This is a genomic window from Kribbella sp. NBC_00709, from assembly GCF_036226565.1.
Taxonomy (GTDB): Bacteria; Actinomycetota; Actinomycetes; order Propionibacteriales; family Kribbellaceae; genus Kribbella.
In genome coordinates, this window is sequence record NZ_CP108996.1 from 7,485,506 (window position 1) to 7,509,861 (window position 24,356).

Sequence of the window (24,356 nt, forward strand, 5' to 3'; positions counted from 1 at the left end):
ACGTTCAGCCGGCGACGCGCTTCCTGGCCGCGGCCTTCTTCGCAGGCGCCGCCTTCTTCACGGTCTTCTTGGCCACCGCCGTCTTGGTGGCTGTCTTCTTGGTAGCGGCGGTCTTGGTGGCTGCGGTCTTCTTCACCGCCGTCTTCTTGGCCGGGAGGGCCTTCGCCGCGGCCTGCTTCGCGCTCGGCTTGGCGGCGCGGCCTTCGAGGATCTCGGCGAGAAACTGGCCGGTGTACGACGCCGGGTTCGCCGCGACCTCCTCCGGCGTACCCTCCGCGATCAGCGTGCCGCCGCGGCGGCCACCGTCCGGGCCGAGGTCGATCAGCCAGTCGGCGGTCTTGATGACGTCGAGGTTGTGCTCGATCACCAGCACCGAGTTGCCCTTGTCCACCAGACCGCTCAGCACGCCGAGCAGCTTGCGGATGTCCTCGAAGTGCAGTCCAGTGGTCGGCTCGTCCAGCACATACACCGTGCGGCCGGTCGAACGTCGCTGCAGCTCGGACGCCAGCTTCACCCGCTGTGCCTCACCACCGGACAGCGTCGGCGCGGGCTGGCCGAGCCGGACATACCCGAGGCCGACCTCGACCAGCGTCTTCAGGTGCCGCGAGATCGCCGGGATCGCGGCGAAGAACTCCGCCGCCTCCTCGATCGGCATGTCCAGCACGTCCGCGACCGTCTTGGCCTTGTAGTGCACCTCGAGCGTCTCGCGGTTGTACCGCGCGCCGTGGCACACCTCGCACGGCACATAGACGTCCGGCAGGAAGTTCATCTCGATCTTCAGCGTGCCGTCACCCGAGCACGCCTCACATCGGCCGCCCTTGACGTTGAACGAGAACCGGCCCTGCTGGTATCCGCGGACCTTCGCCTCCGGCGTGTCCGCGAACAGCTTGCGGACGTGGTCCCAGACACCGGTGTACGTCGCCGGGTTCGACCGCGGGGTCCGGCCGATCGGCGACTGGTCGACGTGGATGACCTTGTCGACCAGCTCCATCCCGGAGATCTTCGTGTGCCGGCCCGGCACCGCCCGAGCACCGTAGATCTGCCGCGCCAGCGAGGTGTAGAGAATGTCGTTGACCAGCGTCGACTTGCCCGACCCGGACACCCCGGTCACCGCGACGAACACCCCGAGCGGAATGGTCACGTCGATGTCCTGGAGGTTGTTCTGCCGGGCGCCGTAGACGGTCAGCTCGCGGCCCTCGGTCAGCGGTCGCCGGACCGGCGGGATCGGGATCTCCCGACGACCGGAGATGTACTGCCCGGTGATCGAGTCCGGGTGGTTGCGCAGCTCTTCGACCGTGCCCGAGACGACAACCTGGCCGCCGTGCTCACCGGCGCCCGGGCCGATGTCGACGACCCAGTCGGCGTGGTCGATGGTGTCCTCGTCGTGCTCGACGACGATCAGCGTGTTGCCCAGCTCCTTCAGCCGGACGAGTGTCTCGATCAGCCGCCGGTTGTCCCGCTGGTGCAGGCCGATCGAGGGCTCGTCGAGCACATACAGCACGCCGACCAGACCCGAGCCGATCTGGGTCGCCAGCCGGATCCGCTGCGCCTCACCACCGGACAGCGAACCCGCCGGCCGGCTCAGTGCGAGGTAGTCCAGACCGACGTCGAGCAGGAACCGCAGCCGCTCGCCGATCTCCTTGACCACCCGCTCGGCGATCTGCTTCTCCCGCGGCGACAGCTCCATCTGCGTGAGGAAGCCGTGCACCTCGTCGATCGACATCGCGCTGATCTCCGCGATGTTCTTCCCGCCGAGGGTGACCGCCAGCGAGATCGGCTTCAGCCGGGCGCCGTTGCAGGCCAGGCACGGCACCTCGCGCATGTACTCCTCGAAGCGCTCCCGGCCGGTCTCGCTGGACGCCTCCGCGTGCCGGCGCTCGACGTACGGGATCACGCCTTCGAAGCTGGTGTAGTACGACCGCTCGCGGCCGTAGCGGTTCTGGTACGAGACGTGGACCTGCTTGTCGTGGCCGGTGAGCAGCGCCTTCTTCGCCTTCGCCGGCAGCTCGCCGAACGGCGTGCTGGTCTTGAACTTCAGGTCCTTGGCCAGCGCGTCCAGCAGCCGCTCGAAGTACTGCGAGACGTTCTGCCCGGCCCACGGCTGGATCGCGCCCTCGTCCAGCGACTTGGACGGGTCCGGCACGAGCAGCTCCGGGTCGACCTCCATCCGCGTGCCGAGCCCGGTGCAGACCGGGCAGGCGCCGTACGGCGAGTTGAACGAGAACGACCGCGGCTCGAGCTCGTCGATCGCGAGCGGGTGATCGTTCGGGCAGGCGAGCTTCTCGGAGAAGCGGCGCTCCCGGTGCGGATCGTCCTCCGGCAGGTCGACGAAGTCGAGCACGAGCAGGCCGCTGGCCAGGCCGAGCGCGGTCTCGACCGAGTCGGTCAACCGCCGCTTCGCCGAGCTCTTGACCGCCAGCCGGTCGACGACCACGTCGATGTCGTGCTTCTTCTGCTTGTCGAGCTTCGGCGGATCGGTGAGCTGGATCGTCTCGCCGTCCACCCGGGCCCTCGACAACCCCTGACCGCTCAGCTGGCGGAACAGGTCGAGATACTCCCCCTTGCGGCCGCGGACGACCGGGGCGAGCACCTGGAACCGGGTGCCCTCCTCGAGCTCGAGCACCCGGTCGACGATCTGCTGCGGCGTCTGCCGCGCGATCGGCTCGCCACACTCCGGGCAGTGCGGCCGCCCGGCGCGGGCGAACAGCAGCCGGAGGTAGTCGTAGACCTCGGTGATCGTGCCGACGGTCGACCGCGGGTTGCGCGAGGTGGACTTCTGGTCGATCGAGACGGCCGGTGACAGGCCCTCGATGAAGTCGACGTCGGGCTTGTCCATCTGGCCCAGGAACTGACGCGCATACGCCGAGAGCGACTCGACGTAGCGCCGCTGGCCCTCGGCGAAGATCGTGTCGAAGGCCAGGCTGGACTTGCCGGAGCCGGACAGTCCGGTGAAGACGATCATGGCGTCCCGGGGCAGGTCGACCGAGACGTCCTTCAGGTTGTGCTCACGTGCTCCGCGCACGATCAGACGGTCAGACACAAGCTCACTCTCAGCCGTTCTCGAGGGTATCCGGGGCATGCCCCGTCATGCTAACGAGGCCCACCGACAAAAACTTCCGCCGCCGGATCCGGCGAGCGCTTCGAAAGTATATTCGATCGCCGAGGGTGGTCCGCGCACCCGGCCGCCAACAGTGCGAGGATCGCCTGTATCACCGACATCCAGGGAGCAAGCGCATGCCGGAGTACCACGGAAACGTCAAGGTCGGCGGACCGGCTCAGACCCACGAGCTGGCCCGGTTGATGATCACCAAGGTCGCCGTCGGGCCGATGGACAACAACGCCTACCTGCTGCGTTGCCGGCAGACCGACGAACAGGTCCTGATCGACGCCGCGAACGACGCGGACACCCTGCTCGGGCTGATCGGCGACGGCGGCCTCGCCCGGGTCGTCACCACGCACCGCCATCAGGACCACTGGGAGGCGCTGGCCGAGGTGGTCGCGCGGACCGGCGCCACCACCGTCGCCGGGCGGTACGACGCCGAGGGCATCCCGGTCCCGACCGACCAGCTCGTCGACGACGGCGACCACATCGCCGTGGGCCAGTGCAGCCTCCGCGTGATCCACCTCGTCGGCCACACGCCAGGCTCGATCGCGCTGGTGTACGACGACCCGGACGGCGCGCCGCACCTGTTCACGGGCGACTCGCTGTTCCCTGGCGGCGTCGGGAACACGCAGGGTGACGCGGAGCGGTTCACGTCGCTGATCAACGACGTCGAGAGCAAGCTGTTCAACCAGCTCCCCGACGAGACCTGGGTCTACCCCGGTCACGGCTCCGACACCACCCTCGGCGCCGACCGCCCCAACGTCGCAGAGTGGCGCAAGCGCGGCTGGTAGGCGTGTTCGAGTACCACGGCTGGGCCACGCTCCGGGACTCCCGGGACGACTGGGCTCGGAGCGGCCCGGCCGACGACCTCAGCAAGGCGGCGTACGACGCCGTTACGGAGGCGATCGCCGACGTGCGCAACGATCTGCAGGTTGCGGATCTCCGAGTCGTGAACGGGTCGGCGCACCTGTGGCTGGCTGGGTTGCGGAATCACCGCCAGGACCCGGTCGTCGAGGCGTTCCGGCGCGTTGCGGAGCTGGCGCCATGGTCGTACGGCCTGCTGCACATCTACGACGACGAGGCTCGGGGCGAGGACGGGAACCGCTGGATCACCTGGGTGATGAGACGCGGAGTGGTAGCTCCGCAGGCCGACACCTATCTCTCTCCCCACATCGGCCTCGTGGAGGACGAGCTGCCGTGAGAAGGCGTTCACGGGAGATGGGTGCTGGCCTCGGTGATTTGCTCTGCGATCTTCGTGGCGTCCGCGGAGGTTGCCAGGTCGGCTGCCTCTGTGGCTAGTCGGCGCGCGTCATCAGGGCGGTTCTGTGCCAGTGCCAGGTAGATGAGGCCGACGAGGTTGGCGGCCACGCCGGCGGTGAAGCCGAGGGCGCGGCGGAGATCCGTCGACTCTTCCAGGAGCTCGCGGGCCTCGTCGTAGGCGCCGGAGATGTGGGCAGCAATGCCGAGGTGCCGAAGCGCATAGGAGAGCGTGAGCTGGTCGCCGGTCGCGCGCGCGAGGTCGGCGGCGGTCCTGAGGAACGGTATGGCGGTCGGGTTGTCGTCCCGGACGACCTGATGGAAGCAGCCGATCCAGAACCGCGCCTCAGCCTCACCGCGCTGGTCGTCCCCGGCAGCGTAAAGGTCCGCTGCCCGCTCGAAGGCAGCCAGCTCGCCGGGCTGCTCGACGCGGGACTCCAGGAAGCGGCAGTGCAGGATCCGGCCGCGCTGCACGAACAGGCGCGCTTCCACCAGGTCGAGGGCACGGTCCGCTGCTTGCAGGTCGTCGTACTCGCCGTTGAACACAGCTCGCTCGTAGAGTTCGTCGACCCCTCGCATCAGCTCGTCCACCCGGCTGATCCTAGGCTGAGGCCGTGAGTGGATTCGCGGAGTATCAGCCCGGTGTCAGCCGGCGGTCTGTCGACGTCGTGGTTCGGCCGGCGGAGATCGCTGATCTGCAGGTGTGCGCCGACCTGATCGTGTCGCGGACCGGTGGGTCTGCGGCGGACCGGCGCGAGCGGCTGGTGGCCGACCTCGCCGACCCCGACCGGTACATCGCCGTCGCGGTCGTCGACGGCGAGGTGGTCGGGTACGGCGGCGTGATCCCTCACGAACTCTCCCCCGACGACCCGCCGACGACTGCCCCGTCCGGGTACTACCTGATCGGGCTGATCGTCTCCCCCGACTGGCGCCGGCACGGCATCGGCGAACTTCTCACCCGGGACCGGATCCGATGGACCGCGGAGCGCGCGGACGCCGTCTACTACTTCGCCAACCAGGCGAACAGCGTCATCCTCGAACTCAACAAACAGTTCGGCTTCACCGAGGTCACCCGGGACTTCGTCTTCCCCGGCGCACCGCTCAAGCCCGGGACCTGCGTGCTCCTCCGGGCCGGCCTCAACGATCGGTGAGCTCACCCGGGTAGGCGATGACGTCGACCAGGGCGTTGTTCCGGATCGCGGTGATCTCGGTACGGCGGGCGATCGCGTCCTCGAACAGCTGCCGCTGCAGGGATTGGGCGTCGCGGAGCGGTACGCCGTTGACCGCGAGTACCAGATCGCCTTGCCGAAGGCCCGCGGCGGCGGCCGGGCTCGCCTGGATCACCTCGACGACCCGAAGGGCCGTGCGCTGGCCGAACCGCTCCGCCAGCGCCGGGCGCAGCGGGGCGGGCTTGGTGACCAGGCCGAGGTACCCGCGGCGCACGCGGCCGTCGTGCAGCAGCGAGTAGATGATGCGGCGTGTCGTCGGATTCATCGGGACGGCCAGGCCGAGCCCGATCCCCGCGACCGCGGTGTTGATGCCGATCACCCGGCCGTTGCCGTCGGCCAGCGCTCCGCCCGAGTTGCCCGGGTTCAGCGCGGCATCGGTCTGGATGACGTCCTCGATGATCCGCTGCGCCGAGCCGCTCTGGACCGGCAGCGACCGGCCGAGTGCGCTCACGACGCCGGCGGTCACGCTCCCGGCCAGGCCGAGCGGGTTGCCCACGGCAACCACCAGGTTCCCGACCTTCAGATGGTCGGCGTCGCCGTACTCCGGCGGATCCGGGATCTCCCGGTCGGCCCGCAGTACGGCGAGATCGGAGAGCCGATCGACCCCGATGACCTGGGCCTGGGCCGTCGTACCGTCGGCGAACTCCGCGGACGCCTCCGAGCCGTCGCCGACCACGTGGGCGTTCGTGAGCAGGTGCCCGTCGCCGGTCAGCACCACGGCCGAGCCGGACGAGTCGCCGCGCCGGCTGTGGATCCGCAGGCTGGCGACCCGCGGGATCAGGTGTTCCGCCACCCCCGAGACCACCCGGGAGTACGCATCGAGGACGTCGTCCCCGGCAATCTCTTCAGCCATCGCCTAGCCTCCTGGATTACAGGATTACACCGCAAGCAAATCGAGGCCAGCGCGTGAACCGGGACACAATCCTGACCGATCGGTTGAAAACTGGCCGATCGGTCAGGCAAGATGCTGACATGGCAGTCACCACCCCCGCCCGGGAGCGGACCAGGCGCGAGATCGTCCGGCAGGCGATGCACCTGTTCCAGGTCCGCGGCTACAACGCGACGTCACTGCAGGACATCGCGACCGCGGCCGGCTGCTCGAAGGCGACGGTGCTGTACCACTTCAGCGGCAAGCCGGCTGTGCTCGCGGCCGTCCTCGAGCCCGCCGCCGCCGACGTTGCCGAGCTCGTCAAGGCCGCGGCCGAGCTGTCCCGGGCCGACGCGCAGGAGCTCGCCATCCAGAGCTTCATCGACCTCGCCGTCGAGCACCGCGGCGTCGTCGACGTGCTGCAGGACATCCTCCCCGTGATCGAGGAGATGCCCGAGGTCGGGCAACTGGTCGGGGACGGCATGCAGCTGACGCAGTACATGGCCGGGTCCGACGACCCGCTCGAGCACGACCTGGCGAAGTTCGCGATCAACGGGCTGCTCGGCGAGTGCCGGCACTCCGGCGAGCGCACCGACGACGAACTCCGAAGACTCTGCGACATCGCCCTGCGGAGACTCCTCCGCCGCGCCTGAGATCTGGAATCCCGCTCTCCGCCGCCGGCGGACGATCACCCCTGCCCGCACGCCGTACCGACTCGAACGGACGCACTTTCCGATGGCCAATCTGCTGTACCGGCTCGGCCGGTTCTCCTACCAGCGCCGGCGGCTCGTCGCCGCTGTGTGGGCGCTGTTCCTCGTCCTGCTGGGGGTCGGCGCGCTGACGCTCGGCGGCAAGACCGCGAACACGTTCTCGATCCCGGGCACCGAGTCGCAGCGTGCGCTCGATGCGCTCAAGCAGGAGCTGCCGGCCGCGAGCGGCGCGTCCTCCACGGTCGTGGTGAAGGCGCCGGCCGGCAAGACGCTCGCGGACCCGACTGTGAAGGCCGCGGTCGGCGCGACCGTCGCCAAGGTCACGAAGGTGCCCGAGGTGATCGGCGCGGTCGACCCGTTCACCAGCAAGGCGATCAGCCCGGACGGTACGACGGGGCTGATCAGCGTCCAGTTCGACAAGCCGGCCGACGAACTGTCGCACGAGAGCGTCGACGGGTACGACGGTCTGAGCGGACTGAGCACGGGCGATCTCAAGGTGGTCCCGGGCGGACAGATCAAGGCCGGAGTCCCGGAGATCGGTGCGACCGAGGTCATCGGTGTCGCGGTGGCGGCCGTCGTACTGGTCGTCACGTTCGGATCGCTCGTCGCCGCGGGCATGACGCTGGTGACGGCGTTGCTCGGCGTACTGGCCGGGATGGCCGGGTTGTTCATCGTCACCGCGTTCACCGACGTGTCGTCGACGGCTCCGATCCTGGCGTTGATGCTCGGGCTCGCGGTGGGGATCGACTACTCGTTGTTCATCAGTTCGCGGCACCGGGCGCAGCTGGGCGAGGGGATGGATCCGGAGGAGTCCGTCGCGCGGGCGACCGCGACAGCCGGGTCGGCGGTGTTGTTCGCCGGCGCGACCGTGGTGATCGCGCTCGCCGGGTTGTCGGTGGTCGGAGTACCGTTCCTGACCGCGATGGGGCTGGCAGCCGCGGCGACGGTGCTGACCGCAGTACTGGTCGCCTTGACGCTGCTGCCCGCGCTGCTCGGGTTCGTCGGGAACCGGGTGCTGCCGCGGAAGCTGCGGAAGGCGCCGACCGCAGCGGTGCACAAGGAGGGCTTCGGCTTCCGGTGGGGCCGGCTGGTGACGCGGTTCCGGGTGCCGATCGTTGCCGTTGGCATCATCGGGCTCGGGTTCCTGGCGATCCCGGCGAAGGACATGCAGCTCGCGCTTCCGGACGGCGCGTCGGCGGCGGCCGGCAGCAACCAGCGGGTCGCGTACGACCTGACCGCGGCGGCGTTCGGGCCGGGCGCGAACGGTCCGCTGGTGGTCGTTGTGAAGAGCAACGACGCCGCGACGTCGAACGCCCTCGCACAGCAGGTGCTCGAGAAGGCACAAGGCTTGCCCGATGTCGTGGCGGCACAGCCGGCGGCGGCGAGCCAGGACGGTACGACGCGGTTGCTGCAGGTGATCCCGAAGAGCGGACCGGCCAGCGAGCAGACCTCTGACCTGGTCAAGAACCTGCGGTCAGCGGTGAAACCGCTCGCTGCCGGAGACGCGAGCATCTCGGTGACCGGTAACACGGCGGTCGGGATCGATGTGTCGAACAAACTGTCCGACGCGTTGCCGATCTACCTGTTCGTGGTGATCGGGTTGTCGTTCCTGCTGTTGCTGCTGGCGTTCCGGTCGGTGCTGGTGCCGTTGAAGGCGACGCTCGGTTTCGTGCTGACGATCGGGGCGACGTTCGGGATCACCGTCGCGGTGTTCCAGCAGGGGCACCTGGCGAAGCTGGTCGGGATCGACTCCCCCGGTCCGCTGGTGAGCTTCCTGCCGATCATCATGATGGGCATCCTGTTCGGGCTGGCGATGGACTACGAGGTGTTCATCGTGTCCCGGGTCCGCGAGGAGTTCGTCCAGGGCCGGCACGCGAACGACGCCGCCGTCCAGGGCCTCGGCCACGGCGCCCGCGTCGTCACCGCCGCCGCCCTGATCATGGCGTCGGTCTTCGCCGGCTTCATCCTGGTCGACGACCCCATCATCAAGGCCATCGGCTTCGGCCTGACCATCGGCGTACTCATCGACGCCTTCGTGGTCCGGATGACCCTGGTCCCCGCCATCCTCAGCCTGCTCGGCGACCGCGCCTGGTGGTTCCCGAAGTGGCTGGACCGGATCACGCCGAGGGTCGACATCGAAGGCGAGTCCCTGCAGGTGCCCGACGAACCGGAGGAGAAGGAGCTCGCCGGGGTGCACTGACCCGGCGGGCGAAACCAGAGAGGGGCACCGACAGCGTCGGCGCCCCTCTTCGTGGTCGGGCTGACAGGATTTGAACCTGCGGTCTTCTGGCCCCCAGCCAGACGCGTTACCAAACTACGCCACAGCCCGATGGCCGCTCCGAAGAGCGAACCGGGGTAAACCTTACATCATCCGATCGGGTGGTTCTCACCCGGTGATGTCAGCGTTTCTTGTTCTTCTGGCGGGCCCGGATCTGGACGTGGACGGGGCTGCCGACGAAGCCGAAGTCCTCACGCAGGCGGCGTTCGATGAAGCGCTGGTAGGAGGGTTCGATCTGGCCGGAGGTGAAGATCGCGAACGTCGGCGGCATGGTCGTGGCCTGGGTGCCGAAGAGGATCTTCGGCTGCTTGCCCGAGCGGACCGGGTGCGGGTGGGCAGCCACCAGGCGGCCCAGGAACGCGTTCAGCTGGCCGGTCGGGACACGGGTCTGCCAGCCCTCGAGCGCCGCCTCGACCGCGGGCACGAGCTTCTCCATGTGCCAGCCGGTGAGCGCGCTGATGTTGACCCGCGGCGCCCAGCGGAACTGCACCAGGTCGCGGTCGATCTCGCGCTCCAGGTAGTAGCGCCGCTCCTCGTCCATCAGATCCCACTTGTTGTACGCGATCACCAGCGCCTTGCCGGCTTCCTCGACCGCGTTCATGATCCGCAGGTCCTGCTCGGTGATCGACTCCGAGGCGTCGATGACGACCACGACCACCTCGGCCCGCTCGATCGCCGCATTGGTCCGCAGCGAGGCGTAGTACTCGTGGCCCTGGGTGTTCTTCACCTTGCGCCGGATGCCGGCGGTGTCGATGAACCGCCACTCCTTGCCGCCGAGCGTGATCAGCTCGTCGACCGGGTCGACCGTGGTCCCGGCGACGTCGCTGACGACGACCCGGTCCTCCTTGGCGACCTTGTTCAGCAGCGAGGACTTGCCCACGTTCGGCTTCCCGACGATCGCGACCCGTCGCGGTCCGCCGACCTCACCGTCGCGCTCCGGCGGCGCTTCGGGCAGCGCCGCGAGTACGGCGTCGAGCAGGTCGCCCGTGCCGCGGCCGTGCATCGCGGAGACCGGGAACGGCTCGCCGATGCCGAGGCCCCACAGGTTCATCGCCTCGGACTCGATCCGCTGGTCGTCGACCTTGTTCGCCGCGAGGACGACCGGCTTGCCGGACTTGCGCAGCACCCGGACGACGGCCTCGTCGGCGTCGGTGATGCCGACGACGGCATCGACCACGAACAGGACCGCGTCGGCAGCGTTGATCGCAACCTCGGCCTGGGCGGCGACCAGGGCGGCCATGCCGACCGCGTCCGGGTCCCAGCCGCCGGTGTCGACGACCGTGAACTCGCGGCCGGCCCAGTCGGCGTCGTACGACACCCGGTCCCGGGTCACGCCCGGGGTGTCCTCCACGACCGCCTCGCGGCGGCCGATGATGCGGTTGACCAGCGTGGACTTCCCCACGTTCGGCCGGCCGACGATCGCGAGGACCGGCAACGGGCCGGTGTCCTCCCGCTCGTGCGTCGGTACTTCGGTGGGCAGGTCAGTCATCAGGGTCCTTCTGGTCTCGCCAGCCCGGAAGCGGGTGGCCGGTTTCTTCGACGGCCGCCTTCACATGGGCGCGCAGCACGTCACCGATGTGGTCGGCAACCGCCTGTACGTCGGAATGTCTCCTAGGAAAGGGTACGCGGTCCACGGCGAACGGCTCGCCATACACCACGTCGACCCGGCTTCCGGCCGGTGGGAACCCCTCGATGTCGCCCGCCGGCAGCCTGGTCCCCATCAAGGCGACCGGCAGGATCGGGGCCCCGGTCACCATGGCCAGGTACGCCACGCCGCTGCGGATCCGGCTGAAGTCGCCGGGGCCACGGGTGCCTTCGGGGTAGATATTCAGCACCCGGCCGTCCCGCAGGACCTTGATCGACCTCCGGACCGCGAGCACGTCGTACGTCGACCGGTCGACCGGGATCTGGCCGACCCGGCGCAGGAGCACACCCTGCAGGCCGCCGAACACCTCGATCTTGCCGAGCTGATGCAGCATCCGCGGCGCGATCGCCCCGAGCAACGGGCCGTCCAGCAGACTCAGGTGGTTCGGCGCCATCAGCAGCGGACCGGTCAGCGGGAACCGGTCCTCGTGGTGGATGGTCAGCTTGTATTTACGGAAGAAGTACGGCTTGGCCAGCTTCCGCATCGGCAGCGCGATGCGGTACGGCAGCGGCGGCAGATCGTCGGTGCGGGGCAGATCCTTGTGCCCGGTGACTTCCGCCGTCATGACTCCTGGCCCTGGGGAACAGCCTCCTTGGCTAGACGGCTGATCACATCGATGACTTCTTCCAGGGTCAGGTAGGTCGAGTCGACGGTGACCGCGCCGTCGGAGGCGACCTGGAACTCCGAAACGGTCGAGTCGTCGGCATCCCGCCGGACGATCTGGTCACGCAACTGCTCCGCGGTCAACGAGCCGACCTGGGCGCCGCGGCGCGCCATCCGGGCCTCCTGGTCGGCGGTGAGCAGCACCTTCAGCTCGGCGTCGGTCGCGACCACGGTGGCGATGTCGCGGCCCTCGACCACGATCCCGCCGCTCGGCTGCGCGTTGTCGATGATCGCCCGCTGCCGCCGGATCAGCTCCTTGCGCACCTCGAGATTGGTGGCGATCTTCGAGACCACCTCGCTGATCCGCGGCTCCCGGATCGCGGCCGTGACGTCGGTCCCGTCGGCAATCACGAACTGGTGGCCCGGGTCGGTGCTGATCTCCAGCCTCAGGTCCCGGGCGCGCTGCGCGACCGCGCCGGTGTCGTCCAGATCCAGCCCGTGCTCGACCGCCGACCAGGTCACCGCCCGGTACGTCGCCCCGGTGTCGAGGAACCGCAGTCCGAGCCGGGTGGCCACTCCGCGGGCGGTGCTCGATTTACCGGAGCCGCTCGGGCCGTCCACAGCGATGATCATGCCCCGAAGATTACCTTCGGATGGGGACAGAACTAGCGGTGGACCACCCAGCCGCGGTCGGTGAGGACGTCGACCAGCTGGTCGACGGAGGCGGGTTTGACGGCGAGTTCGACCTCACCGACCGGGCGGCCGGGGCTGTGGTCGATGCGGAGGTCTTCGACGTTGGCGCCGGACTCGGCCGCGTCGGCGAACAGTTTGGCCAGCTGGCCGGGCCGGTCCGGGATCGTCACGAGGACGGTGACCAGGTCGATGTGCGGCGTACCGTGCTTGCCCGGCACGCGGACCGCGCCGGAGACGCCCTGGCCGAGGATCGCGGTCAGCTCGTCGCCGGCCTCTTCCTTGCCCAAGGCAACGAGCAGCCGGTCGAGCTCGCCCCGGATCTGCTCCAGCAGTCCGGTCAGCGCACCCGAGTTCGCGGACACGATCTGGGTCCACAGCGTCGGGTCGCCGGCCGCGATCCGGGTGACGTCGCGGACGCCCTGACCGGACAGCTCCAGATGGGACGACGGCGCGTCCGCCAGTGTCCCCGCCGCCAGTGCGGACATCAGGTGTGGCAGGTGGGACACCCGCGCGACGCCGAGGTCATGGTCCTCGACGGACATCTCGACGGTCCGGGCGCCGGCGGCCTCGGCGAGCCGGCGTACCAGGTCGACCGCTTCGGGAGCGCTCGTCTCGTGCGGGGTGATCGCCCAGGTGGCGCCGTCGAAGAGGTCGGCGCGCCCGGCCAGCGGACCGTTCCGCTCGGAGCCGGCCATCGGGTGACTGCCGACGTACCGGCTGAGGTCACCGGTCAGCCGGCGGGCGTCGGCGAGTGGCTTGGACTTCACGCTCGCCGCGTCGGTGACGACCGCGTCGGTCTGCTCGAGCTGCTCGGCGACCACGGCGCCGACGTGGTCCGGCGGCACTGCGACCACGACCAATTGCGGCTCGATCTGCACCATCCGCGAGCCGGCGCCGATCCGCTCGGCCATCAGCGCGTTGTCCGGGTTCCCGTCGACGAGCTCTACGACGACGCCCAGTCGCGCCAGCGCCAGGCCGATCGACGTACCGATGAGTCCGGTGCCGACGATCCGAACCGGACCACGTAATTCGGTCACTGGGCGCCGGTCAGGTCCGGGCGGAGCGCTACGGCGCCGTGGAGGTAGACGTGCTGGATCTTGTCGCGGGAGCGGGGCGTGTCGGTGTGCACCATCAGCCGGACCACGCGGGGCAGCGCGTGCGGCACCGGGATCTCCTGCATGCACATCAGCGGTACGTCGGTCAGCCCGATCTGCCGGCCCGCGACGGCCGGGAACTCCGAACGCAGATCCGACGTGACGGTGAACAGGATGCTGATCAGATCCTCGTTCTCCAGATCGTTCGCCTCCAGGACCGCCTTCACCAGCTCCGCGGACCGCTCGAGCAGGTGCTCGCGCTCGTCCACGTCCAGCTGGGTGGCACCCCGGATCGCCCGTACCGCCACGTGCTCGCCTCCTTGGTTCGTCTCCCCCAACCCTAGGCCAGGGTAATCAAGGAGTGGACAGCCGTCTCGGATCGTGCACGTGCGTCAGCCGTTCCGGGCGGCCCCGAGGAGCCGGCGGGCCAGCGGAAGCAGCCCGGCCTCCCGGACCGGCGCGAGTGGATCGGACAGCTGCCGGCGACGCCGGAACGTCCCCGGCGGGTCGCCGTACGCGAGGGTGAAGCGGCGGGAGAAATGGTACGGATTGCTGTACCCGCAATCGGACGCGATCTCCCCGATCGTGGCGTTGGTCCGCAGGAGAGCTGTCGCAGCCCGGGCCAGCCGAATCAGGTCCAGCGCGTACGCCGGTCCGCACCCGTACCGCTCCCGGAACAGCCGGTGCAGATGTCCCGCCGACAGGTTCGCCGCGGCGGCCAGCTCTGGGACGGAGACGATCCGCAGTCCACTCCGGGTCCACACGGTCGCAACGTGATCGGCCAGGCGCCGGACGGCGTCCGGCATCTCCGCGCGGGACGGGCCGTCCGGAGCGCTGACGAAGACCTCCAGCATCGTCGCCACCAACCGATCGCTGAGTCCCCGGACCGGCGTGGGCATGTCCAGCAAGTAGCTGCACAGCTCCCCTAGCAGACCCGGATCGGACATCGACCGCACCCAGGGCCAACTCGGCGGATCGCCGAGGTCGCCGAAGTCCTCGATCTGGAAATGCACGTAGGCGTGCCGCGACCCGCGATCACAGTCCCAGATATACGCGTCCTGATTCCCGCGCTGCGCCAGCGCTACCGTCCCCGGCCGCAGTTCGTGCTCGACGGTCGTCTGCCGGACGCCCGCGTCGTCGTACACGTCGGTCCGCCAGAGCGCCGATCCGTGCAGGATCCAGAGCAGTTCGAAGTTCGGCAGCCGGCGCGGACCGTACGTCGCGCCGGGCGCGTAGTCCGCGATCTGGATGAGGGAGTTCACGCTGATCACCGGCGGTCGCGATGTCACGAACAGATAGTAAAACGCTTCCTTACGACATTGGCGGGCCCGGCGTGCCCTGCGACGGTGACTGGATGCACTTCACCGAGATCACCGACGACCTGGTCGAGTCCTTCCGGCGGGACGGCTTCGTCGTCCTCGATCAGGCCCTGCCACCCGAACAGGTCACCGAGCTCCACACCGCGGCCGAGCAGCTGTGCCGCGGCGACCTGGGCGCCGTCGAAGGAGCCCCGGCGCCCGCAGAGGACGTCCTGCGCCAGTTCCTCTGCATCCACCATCCGCACAAGGCGTCCGACGCGGCCCTGGCAGCGTTGCACGCGCCGCGCGTGGTCGCGACGCTGACCGCCGTGATCGGGCCGAACGTGAAGGCGATGCAGTCGATGCTGTTCATCAAGCCCGAGGGCAAGCCCGGCCAGGCCTGGCACCAGGACGAGTTCTTCATCCCGACCAGGGATCGCTCTCTGACCGCCGTCTGGATCGCGCTCGACGACGCCACCGTGGAGAACGGCTGCCTGTGGGTATTGCCGGGCTCGCACCGGCGCGGCGTCATCTATCCCGATCGGGAGCAGGACGACCTGCGCTTCGACTGCACGGTGGAGGCGTTCGACTTCCCGTACTCCGACGACGACGCCGTACCGGTCGAGGTACCGGCGGGCTCGGCGGTGATCTTCAACGGTTACCTGTTGCATCGATCACTGCCGAACACCGGCCGGCACGGACTCCGCCGGGTCCTCGCCAACCACTACATGAGCGCGGAGTCGCTGCTCCCCTGGCAGTCCGTACCGGCCGGCGTTCACGTCGGCAAGCACGACTACCGCGACATCGTGATGGTCGCCGGCACCGATCCGTACGCCTACAAGGGCATCGACGATCTGGCCCGGCCGCACTCGCGGCCCGACAAGGACGGCGGGTGCGACCGCTAACCCAGCTGTGCCTCGGCCGCGTCGACCGCTTGCTCGAGCAGCAGCGCGATCGTCATCGGCCCGACCCCGCCCGGGACCGGCGTGATCAGACTGGCGACCTCGGCCGCCTCCTCGAAGTGCACGTCGCCGACATTGCCCTCGTTGTACCCAGCGTCCACCACGACCGCGCCCGGCTTCAGCCAGTCGCCGCGGACGAAGTTCGCCTTGCCGACCGCGGCGATCACCACGTCCGCGGTCCGGACCAGCTCGGGCAGGTCCCGGGTCCGGGAGTGCGCGTAGGTCACCGTCGCATTCGATGCCAGCAGCAACATTCCGGCCGGCTTGCCGAGGATCGGGCTGCGGCCGATCACCACCGCGTGCGCGCCCTCGAGCGGTACGTCGTACGCCGCCAGCAGCCGCATGATCCCGCCGGGCGTCGCCGAGCGGAACCCGGGATCACCGAAGGCCATCGCCGCGAACGACAGCATCGTCACGCCGTCCACGTCCTTGGCCGGGTCGATCGCCTCGAACGCGGCCCGCTCGTCGATCTGGGCCGGCACCGGGTGCTGCAGAAGGATCCCGTGCACCGCCGGGTCCTCGGACAGCTTCCGGATCTCCGCGACCAGTTCGTCGGTGGTCGTCTCGGCCGGCAGTACGACGCTCCGCGACGCGATCCCGGCCTTCTTCGACCGGTTCTGCTTCATCCGCACGTACGTCGCCGACGCCGGGTCGTCGCCCACCAGTACGGTCGCCAGGCACGGCTGCACGCCGTACCGCTCCTGCAGGGCCTTGGCCCGCTCCGCCGCCTTCGCCACCATCTCGGCGGCGAGGTCGGTCCCGATCATGAGCTCAGCAGTCATCTGCGCACACTCCTCTGAGTCGAAGGTGCCCAGGCGCGCGGCGAAGCCGGATGGCAGACCGTTCCCCGGTGGTGGTCCACCTCAGCGCCAGTCGCGGTCCACCGTCAGGATACCGACCCGGTCGCCGCGCGGATGAACGTGTCGACCACACCGTCGCCGATCCTGAGCGGGACCTTCGAATGCGGGAGGCGGACGTCGCGGATCTCCTCGGCCTGCGTGATCAGGTGCTGGATCTCGTCGCGGGCGGTCGCGACGTCCGAGGCGTTACCCTCCGCCTCCGCCTCGAAGACGCGCAGCGCCTGACGCAGCGCGCCGCCCCAGTAGAACGACGCATCCAGCCAGGCGTCGGTCTCGGCCTCGAACGCCGGATCCACCACCCCGCTCCGGATCTGTGCCGAGGCGTTCTCGATCGCCTCGAGGTACGGCTCCAGGTCGGCGATCGCACCGGCCAGGTCGCCGCCGTCCCAGGTCGCCTGGAAGGCCGCGAGCTTCGCGGCCAGCACCGGCGCATTGATCAGATGCAGCTTCCCGTCGTACGTCGTGAGGTCGGCGAACACCTCCAGCGCCGCGATCGTGTCCGGGTCTCCCCCGGCGCGCTCGGCGATCGCACGACGCCAGGACGCGTCGGCGTCGTACGTCGCGGGTTTCCAGCCGAACTCGGCGAACGAGTAGAGCGCGAGCTTGCTGGCCGCTGCCTGGTTCATCGGGTTCGAGATCACGCCGACGACGTGCTCGGCCAGACCGGGCTCGCGACCCGTGTACGCCGCGAGCAGGATCCGCCCGTGCGCGTAGTCGTTGACCGGGTAGTTGTCCCAGATCAAGATGTCGTGCCCGAACACCGCCTTCACCTCGGCCGCTTGTGCACTCGTGATCGTCTCCGGAACGACCGCGGTACCGGTCCAGTGCACGATCACCGCCGGGTCGAGCTGCTCCCGCAACGCCTGCTTGTACGGCGTCTCGTGCACGTCGTAGTACTCGGTCGGGACCATCTGCAGCGGAGCCACGTCCGGCTTGGTCGCAACCCACTCCCGCTGGATCCGGTTGCACAGGTCGGCCTGTGCGGCACCGGCCGCGCCGCCGCCGGCGCCGTACTTCTTCGCGTCGTCGTCGGAGTGCCAGGTCTCGTACTCGATGTCATCGAGCGGCACGTTGAACACCCGGACGCCGAGCGCGTACAGCGCCTCGAACTTCGCGATCAGCGCCTGGAAGTCCTCGTCCGACGTGTAAGCGATCGACAGGCCGGGCGAGAGCGCGAACGTGAAGTCGACCTTGTTGCGCTGCGCCCGCTCGATCAGCTCGCCGAGCTCGGCCAGCTTGTCGGCCGGGTACGGGTCGCGCCACTGCTCGCGGTGGTACACGTCGTCCTTGGGTGCGTACTGGTACGTGTTCATCCGGTGCGCGCCGAGATAGTCGAGGTGGTCGAGGCGGTCCGCATGCGACCACGGGGTGCCGTAGAAGCCCTCGATCGAGCCGCGGTACGGCAGCGTCGGCCAGTCGCGGATCTCGACGCCGTCCACATGGTTGCCCTGGACAAGCGCATCGAGGGTCAGCGCTGCGTAGTACGTGCCGCGGGTGTCGACGCCGTCGAGCACGAGCTGGTGGTCGCCGACGGCAACGACGTACCCCTCGGCCGGAAGACCGGCGGCCGGTTCGACACCGAGACCGGTGCCGCCGAGGTGCACCGTCACGGCGGCCTCGCCGTCGACGATCGCGCCGACGCCGGCCCTGGTCAGCGTGTCGCGGACGATCCGCTCGGCGTCGGGATCGGTGGTCGGGCCGTGCACCAGGCCGACCGTGTCACCGAGATCGAACCCGTCGGGACGGCTGCTGGTCTGCTGAGGTTCTGGGGTCACAGCCCTATCCACTCAGCGCACGGCCCCGCCCGTCAAGATGCCCGGGTGAGCTTGAGCACCGGGATCGTCCGGACACCGGCGGTGCGGCGCTCGTACTCGGCGAAGCCCGGGTACCGCTGTGCCTGCTCGGCGTAGATCCGGTCGCGTTCGGCGCCGGTGACGTCGGTGACGGTCACCTCGTAGGTCTCGGTGCCGACCTCGACCGTGCCCTTACCGGCGGCGATCAGGTTCCGGTACCAGTCCGGGTTGGTGGGCGCCCCGCCCTTGCTCGCGAACACGTAGATGGTGTTCGGGTCGGTCTCGTCCGCCAGATACATCGTCGGGGCGATGAACTCCTGCCCGCTCCGACGGCCGAAGTGGTGCAGCAGCACCATCGGAGCACCCTCGAAGTTGCCGCCGACCCTGCCTTCGTTCTCCCGGAACTCCGTGATGACGTTCGCGTTCCAGTCGCTCATATCTGGTACCTCCGCAGTAGCTCAGCTCACAACAGTCCTGCGTGGTCCAACGCGAGATAGGCGGCATCAATTCCGGTCATCGCACCCGGAGTGCGCAACTCGGCACGGAACGCGTCGACGGACAGCTCGACCGGGACACAGTCCTCGGTCTCGTCCAGTTGCTGTTTGCCGTCGGGCCGGCAGCCGCGCGCGATCGCGACGTACTTCCGGAACGTGGACGACGCGCCGGACCACTGCCAGCCGACGACATCGAGCGTCTCGCAGGTATAGCCGGTCTCTTCCTCGAGCTCGCGGGCACCCGCGACGGCCACCTCCTCCTCGGGCTCGACCAGACCGCCCGGAAGATTCGTGACCACCCGGTCGGGGCCGGCCCGGAACATCCGGATCGTGACGATCCGGCCCTCCGGAGTCAACGGCAGCACAGTGATCCCGGACGTGATGCCCGCCTCGGGGCCGAAGACGTCCCACTCGACCTCGCGACCGTCGGGCATCCGGTACCGCCGCAGGCGCACGGTGAGGAAGCGCTGGAACCCGGGCTCCTCCCCCAGCAGCTCCCACGGCGCGGGGTCGGCAGGCCGAGACAACTCAGCCGCCACGTTGTCGGTGACGGCTGAGCTCTCGTGCTGATCCGTCACAGCGGACGGTTGTCGTCGGGATCTTCCGGCGGTGCGATCGGTGCGTCGTCCGCGGGCGGCGCGACCGCGGTGTCCTCGGCCTTGGAGTCCTCGGACTTCGCATCGCTCGATGCACCGTCGCCGGACTCGCCGTCCGAAGTGCCGCCCGACCTGTCGGGCTGCGACTCGGACAGGATGCTCTCCAGCGTCGCCTCGGAGATCCGCTTGAACTTGCGCACCTGGGTCCGGGTCCGGTCCAGGACCGCGACCTCGAGCTGGTCCGGGGTCAGCTGCCGGACCTCGGTACCGTCGTGGCCGAGCGCGTCCACCGCAAGCCGGAGCGCGCCCGCGAGCGAGATGCCCTCGGAGTAGTGCTCGCCGATGTAGTCCGCGACCTGGTCGGCCGGGCCGCCCATCACGGCGTACCCCTGGACGTCGGCGATCGAGCCGTCGTAGGTGAGCCGGTAGACTTGGTCGTCGGAAGGCGCCGCGCCGATCTCGGCGACCAGGATCTCGACCTCGAGCGGCTTCTCGCCGCCGGAGGAGAAGATCGCGCCGAGGGTCTGCGCGTAGGCGTTGGCCAGCGCCCGGCCGGTGACGTCACGCCGGTCGTAGGAGTACCCGCGCATGTCGGCCAGCCGCACGCCGGCGATCCGCAGGTTCTCGAACTCGTTGTACCGGCCGACGGCGGCGAACGCCATCCGGTCGTAGATCTCGGCCACCTTGTGCAGCGCGGGCGAGCGGTTCTCCGCGACGAACAGGATGCCGTCGGCGTACTGCAACGCGATCGCGCTGCGGCCCTTGGCGATGCCCTTGCGGGCGAAGTCGGCCCGGTCCCGCATCAGCTGCTCGGGCGAGACGTAGAACGGAACGCTCATCGAAGGTGTCGTCCTCTAATCAGTCGATAGGGCGGGTGGTCAGGTCAGCGACGTCGCGGCCGGGCCGTCGGGACGCTGGTGCCGCTGGCTCCAGGCCGCGTCGACGAGCGCCGCCACCTCGTCCTCCGGCAGCCGCCGGTAGCCGTCCGCGGTGACCACGCCGACCACCGGGAAGATCCGCCGGAGCATGTCCGGGCCACCGGTCGCCGAGTCGTCGTCGGCCGCGTCGATCAGGGACTGGATCGCCACCGTCACGCAGTCGGTCTCGGACAGGTCCTCGCGGTACAGCTTCTTCAGCGCGCCGCGGGCGAACAACGAGCCCGAGCCGACGCTGTAGAAGTGGGTCTCCTCGTAACGCCCGCCGGTGGGGTCGTAGGAGAAGATCCGGCCGCCCTTGATCTCCTCGTCGTACCCCGCGAACAGCGGCACGACGGTCAGGCCCTGCATCGCCATCGGCAGGTTGCCGCGGATCAGCGCGCTGAGCCGGTTGGCCTTGCCGTCGAGGCTGAGCGTGGCGCCCTCGAGCTTCTCGTAGTGCTCCAGCTCGACCTGGAACAGCCGCACCATCTCGATCCCGAAGCCGGCCGAGCCGGCGAACGCGACCGCCGAATACTCGTCGGCGGGGAACACCTTCTCGATATCACGCTGGGCGATGATGTTGCCCATCGTGGCCCGCCGGTCGCCGGCCATGATCACGCCACCGGGGAAGGTGGCCGCGACGATCGTCGTACCGTGCGGGACTTCGCTGGACAGGTCACCCGATCCCAGGGCCCGTCGTCCCGGCAACAGGTCGGGCGCGTGCCCGGCCAGGAAGTCCATGAACGACGAGCCACCTGGGGTCAGGAAGGCTTCCGGCAACCGGCCGGAGGCATCAGAAGTCATCGAGCGGTTCACTCCCCACCCTTTTGCACGAATCCGCGGACGAACTCCTCGGCGTTCTCCTCGAGCACCTCGTCGATCTCGTCCAGGATCGAGTCGACGTCCTCGTCGAGTCGCTCTTTCCGCTCCTGGACGTCCTCGGACGCCTCGACCTGCTCGACCTCTTCCTCGGTCGACGAACGCTTGGGCTGCTTGTGCTGCTGCCCACCGTCTTTCGCCATGGCACACACCTCCTAGAACCGCTGGGAAAGTCGCCCAACCGACCCTCCTACAGCGACCCTACCCGGCAGCGCCCCCAGTAATGGTGCGAACCAGGTCACTAGCGGTGTCGCATTGGTCAAGAAGTGCCCCGACATGCGCTTTCGTGCCCCGCAACGGGTCCAGCGTCGGGATCCGTTGCAACGACTCCTTACCCGGCAGATCGAAGATCACCGAGTCCCAGGAGGCGGCCGCGACCTGCGGCGCGTACTGCTGCATGCAGCGGCCGCGGAAGTACGCCCGGGTGTCCGTCGGCGGGTGCGCGACCGCCATCCGGATCTCCTCGTCGCTGACGATCCGCTGCATCCGGCCGGATTTCACCAACCTGTAATACAGACCCTTGTCCGGGCGCAGATCGGCGTACTGCAGGTCGATCAGGTGCAGCTTCGGGTCGTCCCACTCCAGGCCGTCGCGGTCGCGGTACTGCTGGAGCAGTTTGTACTTCGCGACCCAGTCGAGCTGGTCGGACAGCCTCATCGGGTCGATGGCGAGCTGGTCGAGGAGCTGCTCCCACCGGTGCAGGATGTCCTTGGTCTGCCGGTCCGCGTCGTCGCCGTACTTGTCCTCGACGTACTTGCGGGCCTGCTCCAGATACTCCGCCTGCAGCTGGACGGCGGTGATCTTGCGGCCGTCCTTGAGCGTGATCAGATGCGTGCAGGACGGGTCGTGGCTGACCTCGTGCAACGCGCTCACCGGGCGGTCGACGCCGAGGTCGTCGGTGAGCCAGCCGTCCTCGATCATCGCGAGCACCAGCGACGTCGTCCCGACCTTCAGGTACGTCGAGATCTCCGACAGGTTCGCGTCGCCGATGATGACGTGCAGCCGGCGGTAACGATCCGGATTCGCGTGCGGCTCGTCGCGGGTGTTGATGATCGGCCGCTTCAGCGTCGTCTCGAGGCCGACCTCGACCTCGAAGTAGTCCGCCCGCTGGCTGATCTGGAACCCGTGCGCGGCGCCGTCCTGGCCGATGCCGACCCGGCCGGCGCCGGTGACCACCTGACGGCTCACGAAGAACGGCGTCAGGTGCCGCACGATCGACGCGAACGGTGTGGACCGGCGCATCAGGTAGTTCTCGTGCGAGCCGTACGACGCGCCCTTGTTGTCGGTGTTGTTCTTGTACAGGTTCAGCTGGGGGGCGCCAGGGATCAGCCGGGCCTGGCGCGCGCCCTCCATGATCACCAGCTCGCCGGCCTTGTCCCAGACCACCGCGTCGCGCGGATTGGTCGTCTCCGGAGCGGAGTACTCCGGATGGGCATGGTCGACGTACAGCCGGGCGCCGTTGGTGAGGATCACGTTCGCCAGGCCGGTCTCCTCGTCGGTGAGCTGGCTGGAGTCCGCCACCTCCCGGCTCAGGTCGAAACCTCGCGCGTCCCGCAATGGGTGCTCCTCGTCGAAGTCCCACCGCGTCTTGCGCGCGAGCGGCTGCGTCTGCGCGTAGCCGTTCACCACCTGGCTCGAGGTCAGCATCGGGTTGGCCCCGGGCTGGCCCGGCACCGAGATCCCGAACTCGGTCTCGGTACCCATGATCCGCCGAACACTCATGCGAACGAGCCTACGCGGTACGAGCCACTAAAGGGGTTGCTGTGTCCACAGGGTTACGTGTGAGACTGCGCGCGTGGACGAAATGGTGGCCATCCTGGACGAAGACAACCATGTCACCGGGGCGGTGCCGCGATCCGTGATGCGCCGCGACAACCTGCGCCACTCCGCGACCGGGGTCGTCGTCCGGAATCCGGCCGGCGACATCTACGTGCACCGCCGTACGGCGATCAAGGACGTCTACCCGAGCCACTACGACTTCTCCGCCGGTGGGGTCGTCGCGGCCTGCGAGGACCCGTTCCACGCCGTCGTACGGGAGCTGGACGAGGAGCTCGGGATCTCCGGCGTCGAGCTGACACGGCTGCCGGAGGGCGACTACGCCGACGACAACACGCAGTACCACGCATACCTGTACACGTGCGTCTGGGACGGCCCGGTGCGGCACCAGCCGGAGGAGGTCGAGTGGGGCGCCTGGATGTCCCCTGCCGACCTCGTGGCCAAGCTGGACGACCTGTCCTGGCCGTTCATGCCGGACGCCGTCGGCCTGCTCGGTGAGTACGTCCGGGATCTGGTGTGACGATTCTCGAGGGCTGGGACAGCCACGCGTGGATCGAAGGTGCATGGATCCACCGCGCGCCACGTCGCCCTGAGGTCGGTCCCCGCCTGCTCGCCGAAGCCACCCTCCTCCCCTGGCTCGCTCCGCAACTCCCGCTACCGGTCCCGGTGCCCGAGCTGACCGACGACGGCGTACGCCACCTGATGCTCCCTGGCGCACCGTTCACCGACGGCGGTACTGCGATCGGCCGCGAGTTGGGTGCCTTCCTCAAGGCTTTGCACGCTGTGGACACTGCAGAGGCGGTCGCCCACGGTGCACTGGACGCGGCAACCGCTACGGCGGACAAGTCAGTCGTACTGGCCGAATTCCGGGATCAGATCGTGCCGCTGCTGCCGGAAGAGGTCCGGACCACGGCAACCGAGCTGCTCGGGCGCGTGGCCCAGGTCCGGACGTCCTTGATCCATTGCGACCTCGGGCCGGACCACGTGCTGATGACCGACGACCGGATCACCGGAATCATCGACTGGACCGACGCGCTCATCGGAGACCCCGCCCTCGACCTGTGCTGGCCTCTCGACGGGGCGCCGGCCGCCGTCCGAGCCGGCCTGATCGAGGTCTATCAACCCACCCCTGACCAGGTCGAACGCGCCCACGACTGGGCCAGCCTCTCCCCCTGGTACGGCGTCCACCGCGGCCTGCTGCTGGATCTCCCGGACGACGTCGACACCGGCCTGCGGGAGATCCTGGCCCGGCTCTGATGCAACCATCGGGTGGGTCGCTGGTCACTACCCGATGTGAAGAT

General features: G+C 69.1%; 25 protein-coding genes, 1 tRNA gene and 1 riboswitch. Of the genes, 8 read left to right on the top strand and 18 right to left on the bottom strand.

The annotated features are described in order from the left end of the window. Window positions 1-4: 4 nt before the first annotated feature. Window positions 5-3,040 (bottom strand): excinuclease ABC subunit UvrA, encoded by a 3,036-nt coding sequence (gene uvrA / locus OHA18_RS36565; protein WP_328999948.1) that lies wholly within the window; start codon window positions 3,038-3,040, stop codon window positions 5-7. A 194-nt stretch (window positions 3,041-3,234) separates the two neighbouring features. Between uvrA and OHA18_RS36570 the strand changes: the two genes are divergently transcribed. Further along, window positions 3,235-3,894: an MBL fold metallo-hydrolase gene (locus tag OHA18_RS36570; RefSeq protein WP_328999949.1), complete on the top strand. Its 660-nt coding sequence runs from the start codon at window positions 3,235-3,237 to the stop codon at window positions 3,892-3,894. Next, window positions 3,873-4,304, top strand: coding sequence for an Imm7 family immunity protein (locus OHA18_RS36575; RefSeq protein ID WP_328999950.1), 432 nt, complete (start codon window positions 3,873-3,875; stop codon window positions 4,302-4,304). The genes OHA18_RS36570 and OHA18_RS36575 overlap by 22 nt, the downstream gene beginning before the upstream one ends. Before the next feature lie 8 nt (window positions 4,305-4,312). On the opposite strand, the gene OHA18_RS36580 is transcribed toward OHA18_RS36575, so the two are convergent. Continuing rightward, window positions 4,313-4,951 carry a tetratricopeptide repeat protein gene (locus OHA18_RS36580; RefSeq protein ID WP_328999951.1) on the bottom strand — a complete coding sequence of 213 codons (639 nt, stop codon included), beginning with the start codon at window positions 4,949-4,951 and terminating at the stop codon, window positions 4,313-4,315. Window positions 4,952-4,974: 23 nt separating this feature from the next. Here OHA18_RS36580 and OHA18_RS36585 point away from each other — a divergent pair, with 23 nt between their 5' ends. Then, the gene (locus OHA18_RS36585) at window positions 4,975-5,511 is read left to right on the top strand and encodes a GNAT family N-acetyltransferase (protein ID WP_328999952.1); all 537 of its coding nucleotides are present in this window, start codon (window positions 4,975-4,977) and stop codon (window positions 5,509-5,511) included. Here the strand turns inward: OHA18_RS36585 and OHA18_RS36590 are convergent. Beyond that, window positions 5,498-6,442, bottom strand: a complete 945-nt coding sequence (locus OHA18_RS36590) for a S1C family serine protease (protein ID WP_328999953.1) — start codon at window positions 6,440-6,442, stop codon at window positions 5,498-5,500. The two genes, OHA18_RS36585 and OHA18_RS36590, sit on opposite strands and share 14 nt — an antisense overlap. 119 nt (window positions 6,443-6,561) lie before the next feature. Between OHA18_RS36590 and OHA18_RS36595 the strand changes: the two genes are divergently transcribed. After that, complete coding sequence (locus tag OHA18_RS36595) at window positions 6,562-7,110, top strand: TetR/AcrR family transcriptional regulator (RefSeq protein ID WP_328999954.1); 549 nt, start codon at window positions 6,562-6,564, stop codon at window positions 7,108-7,110. Window positions 7,111-7,192: 82 nt separating this feature from the next. Continuing rightward, on the top strand, window positions 7,193-9,367 hold the full coding sequence (locus OHA18_RS36600) for an MMPL family transporter (protein WP_328999955.1): 2,175 nt from the start codon (window positions 7,193-7,195) through the stop codon (window positions 9,365-9,367). A gap of 52 nt (window positions 9,368-9,419) precedes the next feature. Here OHA18_RS36600 and OHA18_RS36605 read toward each other — a convergent pair. The 7 genes from OHA18_RS36605 to OHA18_RS36635 all read right to left on the bottom strand — a co-directional run bounded on the left by OHA18_RS36605 (window position 9,420) and on the right by OHA18_RS36635 (window position 14,769). Beyond that, a tRNA-Pro gene (locus OHA18_RS36605) sits at window positions 9,420-9,496 on the bottom strand. A gap of 70 nt (window positions 9,497-9,566) precedes the next feature. Beyond that, on the bottom strand, window positions 9,567-10,934 hold the full coding sequence (gene der, locus OHA18_RS36610; protein ID WP_328999956.1) for a ribosome biogenesis GTPase Der: 1,368 nt from the start codon (window positions 10,932-10,934) through the stop codon (window positions 9,567-9,569). Further along, window positions 10,927-11,655: a lysophospholipid acyltransferase family protein gene (locus tag OHA18_RS36615; protein WP_328999957.1), complete on the bottom strand. Its 729-nt coding sequence runs from the start codon at window positions 11,653-11,655 to the stop codon at window positions 10,927-10,929. The genes der and OHA18_RS36615 overlap by 8 nt, the downstream gene beginning before the upstream one ends. After that, the gene (gene cmk, locus OHA18_RS36620; protein ID WP_328999958.1) at window positions 11,652-12,326 is read right to left on the bottom strand and encodes a (d)CMP kinase; all 675 of its coding nucleotides are present in this window, start codon (window positions 12,324-12,326) and stop codon (window positions 11,652-11,654) included. The genes OHA18_RS36615 and cmk overlap by 4 nt, the downstream gene beginning before the upstream one ends. Window positions 12,327-12,358: 32 nt before the next feature. Further along, entirely contained in the window at window positions 12,359-13,423 is a 1,065-nt protein-coding gene (locus tag OHA18_RS36625) for a prephenate dehydrogenase (RefSeq protein WP_328999959.1), read from the bottom strand. After that, window positions 13,420-13,788, bottom strand: coding sequence for a chorismate mutase (gene aroH, locus OHA18_RS36630; protein ID WP_328999960.1), 369 nt, complete (start codon window positions 13,786-13,788; stop codon window positions 13,420-13,422). Before aroH ends, OHA18_RS36625 begins: the two co-directional genes overlap by 4 nt. An 84-nt stretch (window positions 13,789-13,872) precedes the next feature. After that, complete coding sequence (locus OHA18_RS36635) at window positions 13,873-14,769, bottom strand: helix-turn-helix domain-containing protein (protein ID WP_328999961.1); 897 nt, start codon at window positions 14,767-14,769, stop codon at window positions 13,873-13,875. Between the two features lie 65 nt (window positions 14,770-14,834). Between OHA18_RS36635 and OHA18_RS36640 the strand changes: the two genes are divergently transcribed. Then, window positions 14,835-15,683: a phytanoyl-CoA dioxygenase family protein gene (locus OHA18_RS36640; protein ID WP_328999962.1), complete on the top strand. Its 849-nt coding sequence runs from the start codon at window positions 14,835-14,837 to the stop codon at window positions 15,681-15,683. On the opposite strand, the gene OHA18_RS36645 is transcribed toward OHA18_RS36640, so the two are convergent. The 8 genes from OHA18_RS36645 to dop all read right to left on the bottom strand — a co-directional run bounded on the left by OHA18_RS36645 (window position 15,680) and on the right by dop (window position 23,001). After that, entirely contained in the window at window positions 15,680-16,522 is an 843-nt protein-coding gene (locus tag OHA18_RS36645; protein ID WP_328999963.1) for a bifunctional 5,10-methylenetetrahydrofolate dehydrogenase/5,10-methenyltetrahydrofolate cyclohydrolase, read from the bottom strand. The genes OHA18_RS36640 and OHA18_RS36645 overlap by 4 nt on opposite strands. 20 nt (window positions 16,523-16,542) lie before the next feature. Beyond that, window positions 16,543-16,627, bottom strand: a riboswitch (ZMP/ZTP riboswitch). Beyond that, window positions 16,627-18,375 carry a beta-N-acetylhexosaminidase family protein gene (locus OHA18_RS36650; RefSeq protein ID WP_328999964.1) on the bottom strand — a complete coding sequence of 583 codons (1,749 nt, stop codon included), beginning with the start codon at window positions 18,373-18,375 and terminating at the stop codon, window positions 16,627-16,629. It overlaps the preceding riboswitch by 1 nt. Window positions 18,376-18,407: 32 nt before the next feature. Continuing rightward, complete coding sequence (locus tag OHA18_RS36655) at window positions 18,408-18,830, bottom strand: nitroreductase family deazaflavin-dependent oxidoreductase (protein ID WP_328999965.1); 423 nt, start codon at window positions 18,828-18,830, stop codon at window positions 18,408-18,410. Window positions 18,831-18,856: 26 nt separating this feature from the next. After that, window positions 18,857-19,465 carry an NUDIX hydrolase gene (locus OHA18_RS36660; RefSeq protein ID WP_328999966.1) on the bottom strand — a complete coding sequence of 203 codons (609 nt, stop codon included), beginning with the start codon at window positions 19,463-19,465 and terminating at the stop codon, window positions 18,857-18,859. Then, entirely contained in the window at window positions 19,462-20,322 is an 861-nt protein-coding gene (prcA, locus tag OHA18_RS36665; protein ID WP_328999967.1) for a proteasome subunit alpha, read from the bottom strand. Before prcA ends, OHA18_RS36660 begins: the two co-directional genes overlap by 4 nt. A 39-nt stretch (window positions 20,323-20,361) precedes the next feature. Further along, window positions 20,362-21,204, bottom strand: coding sequence for a proteasome subunit beta (gene prcB / locus OHA18_RS36670; RefSeq protein WP_328999968.1), 843 nt, complete (start codon window positions 21,202-21,204; stop codon window positions 20,362-20,364). 8 nt (window positions 21,205-21,212) lie between these two features. Continuing rightward, window positions 21,213-21,422: a ubiquitin-like protein Pup gene (locus OHA18_RS36675; RefSeq protein ID WP_130448384.1), complete on the bottom strand. Its 210-nt coding sequence runs from the start codon at window positions 21,420-21,422 to the stop codon at window positions 21,213-21,215. 58 nt (window positions 21,423-21,480) lie between these two features. Further along, window positions 21,481-23,001 carry a depupylase/deamidase Dop gene (gene dop / locus OHA18_RS36680; protein ID WP_328999969.1) on the bottom strand — a complete coding sequence of 507 codons (1,521 nt, stop codon included), beginning with the start codon at window positions 22,999-23,001 and terminating at the stop codon, window positions 21,481-21,483. Window positions 23,002-23,083: 82 nt separating this feature from the next. Between dop and OHA18_RS36685 the strand changes: the two genes are divergently transcribed. Both OHA18_RS36685 and OHA18_RS36690 read left to right on the top strand, forming a co-directional pair. Further along, window positions 23,084-23,575 (top strand): NUDIX hydrolase, encoded by a 492-nt coding sequence (locus OHA18_RS36685; RefSeq protein ID WP_329006196.1) that lies wholly within the window; start codon window positions 23,084-23,086, stop codon window positions 23,573-23,575. Further along, the gene (locus OHA18_RS36690; RefSeq protein WP_328999970.1) at window positions 23,572-24,312 is read left to right on the top strand and encodes a phosphotransferase; all 741 of its coding nucleotides are present in this window, start codon (window positions 23,572-23,574) and stop codon (window positions 24,310-24,312) included. The genes OHA18_RS36685 and OHA18_RS36690 overlap by 4 nt, the downstream gene beginning before the upstream one ends. The last annotated feature ends 44 nt before the right edge of the window (window positions 24,313-24,356 follow it).

Excerpts from the sequence above, each read along its gene's own strand:
- OHA18_RS36570 (WP_328999949.1), top strand. The coding sequence starts at position 3,235 with ATGCCGGAGTACCACGGAAACGTCAAGGTCGGCGGACCGGCTCAGACC.
- OHA18_RS36590 (WP_328999953.1), bottom strand. The coding sequence starts at position 6,442 with ATGGCTGAAGAGATTGCCGGGGACGACGTCCTCGATGCGTACTCCCGG.
- OHA18_RS36595 (WP_328999954.1), top strand. The coding sequence starts at position 6,562 with ATGGCAGTCACCACCCCCGCCCGGGAGCGGACCAGGCGCGAGATCGTC.
- OHA18_RS36600 (WP_328999955.1), top strand. The coding sequence starts at position 7,193 with ATGGCCAATCTGCTGTACCGGCTCGGCCGGTTCTCCTACCAGCGCCGG.
- der (WP_328999956.1), bottom strand. The coding sequence starts at position 10,934 with ATGACTGACCTGCCCACCGAAGTACCGACGCACGAGCGGGAGGACACC.
- OHA18_RS36615 (WP_328999957.1), bottom strand. The coding sequence starts at position 11,655 with ATGACGGCGGAAGTCACCGGGCACAAGGATCTGCCCCGCACCGACGAT.
- cmk (WP_328999958.1), bottom strand. The coding sequence starts at position 12,326 with ATGATCATCGCTGTGGACGGCCCGAGCGGCTCCGGTAAATCGAGCACC.
- OHA18_RS36640 (WP_328999962.1), top strand. The coding sequence starts at position 14,835 with ATGCACTTCACCGAGATCACCGACGACCTGGTCGAGTCCTTCCGGCGG.
- OHA18_RS36645 (WP_328999963.1), bottom strand. The coding sequence starts at position 16,522 with ATGACTGCTGAGCTCATGATCGGGACCGACCTCGCCGCCGAGATGGTG.
- OHA18_RS36655 (WP_328999965.1), bottom strand. The coding sequence starts at position 18,830 with ATGAGCGACTGGAACGCGAACGTCATCACGGAGTTCCGGGAGAACGAA.
- prcA (WP_328999967.1), bottom strand. The coding sequence starts at position 20,322 with ATGAGCGTTCCGTTCTACGTCTCGCCCGAGCAGCTGATGCGGGACCGG.
- prcB (WP_328999968.1), bottom strand. The coding sequence starts at position 21,204 with ATGACTTCTGATGCCTCCGGCCGGTTGCCGGAAGCCTTCCTGACCCCA.
- OHA18_RS36675 (WP_130448384.1), bottom strand. The coding sequence starts at position 21,422 with ATGGCGAAAGACGGTGGGCAGCAGCACAAGCAGCCCAAGCGTTCGTCG.
- dop (WP_328999969.1), bottom strand. The coding sequence starts at position 23,001 with ATGAGTGTTCGGCGGATCATGGGTACCGAGACCGAGTTCGGGATCTCG.
- OHA18_RS36685 (WP_329006196.1), top strand. The coding sequence starts at position 23,084 with ATGGTGGCCATCCTGGACGAAGACAACCATGTCACCGGGGCGGTGCCG.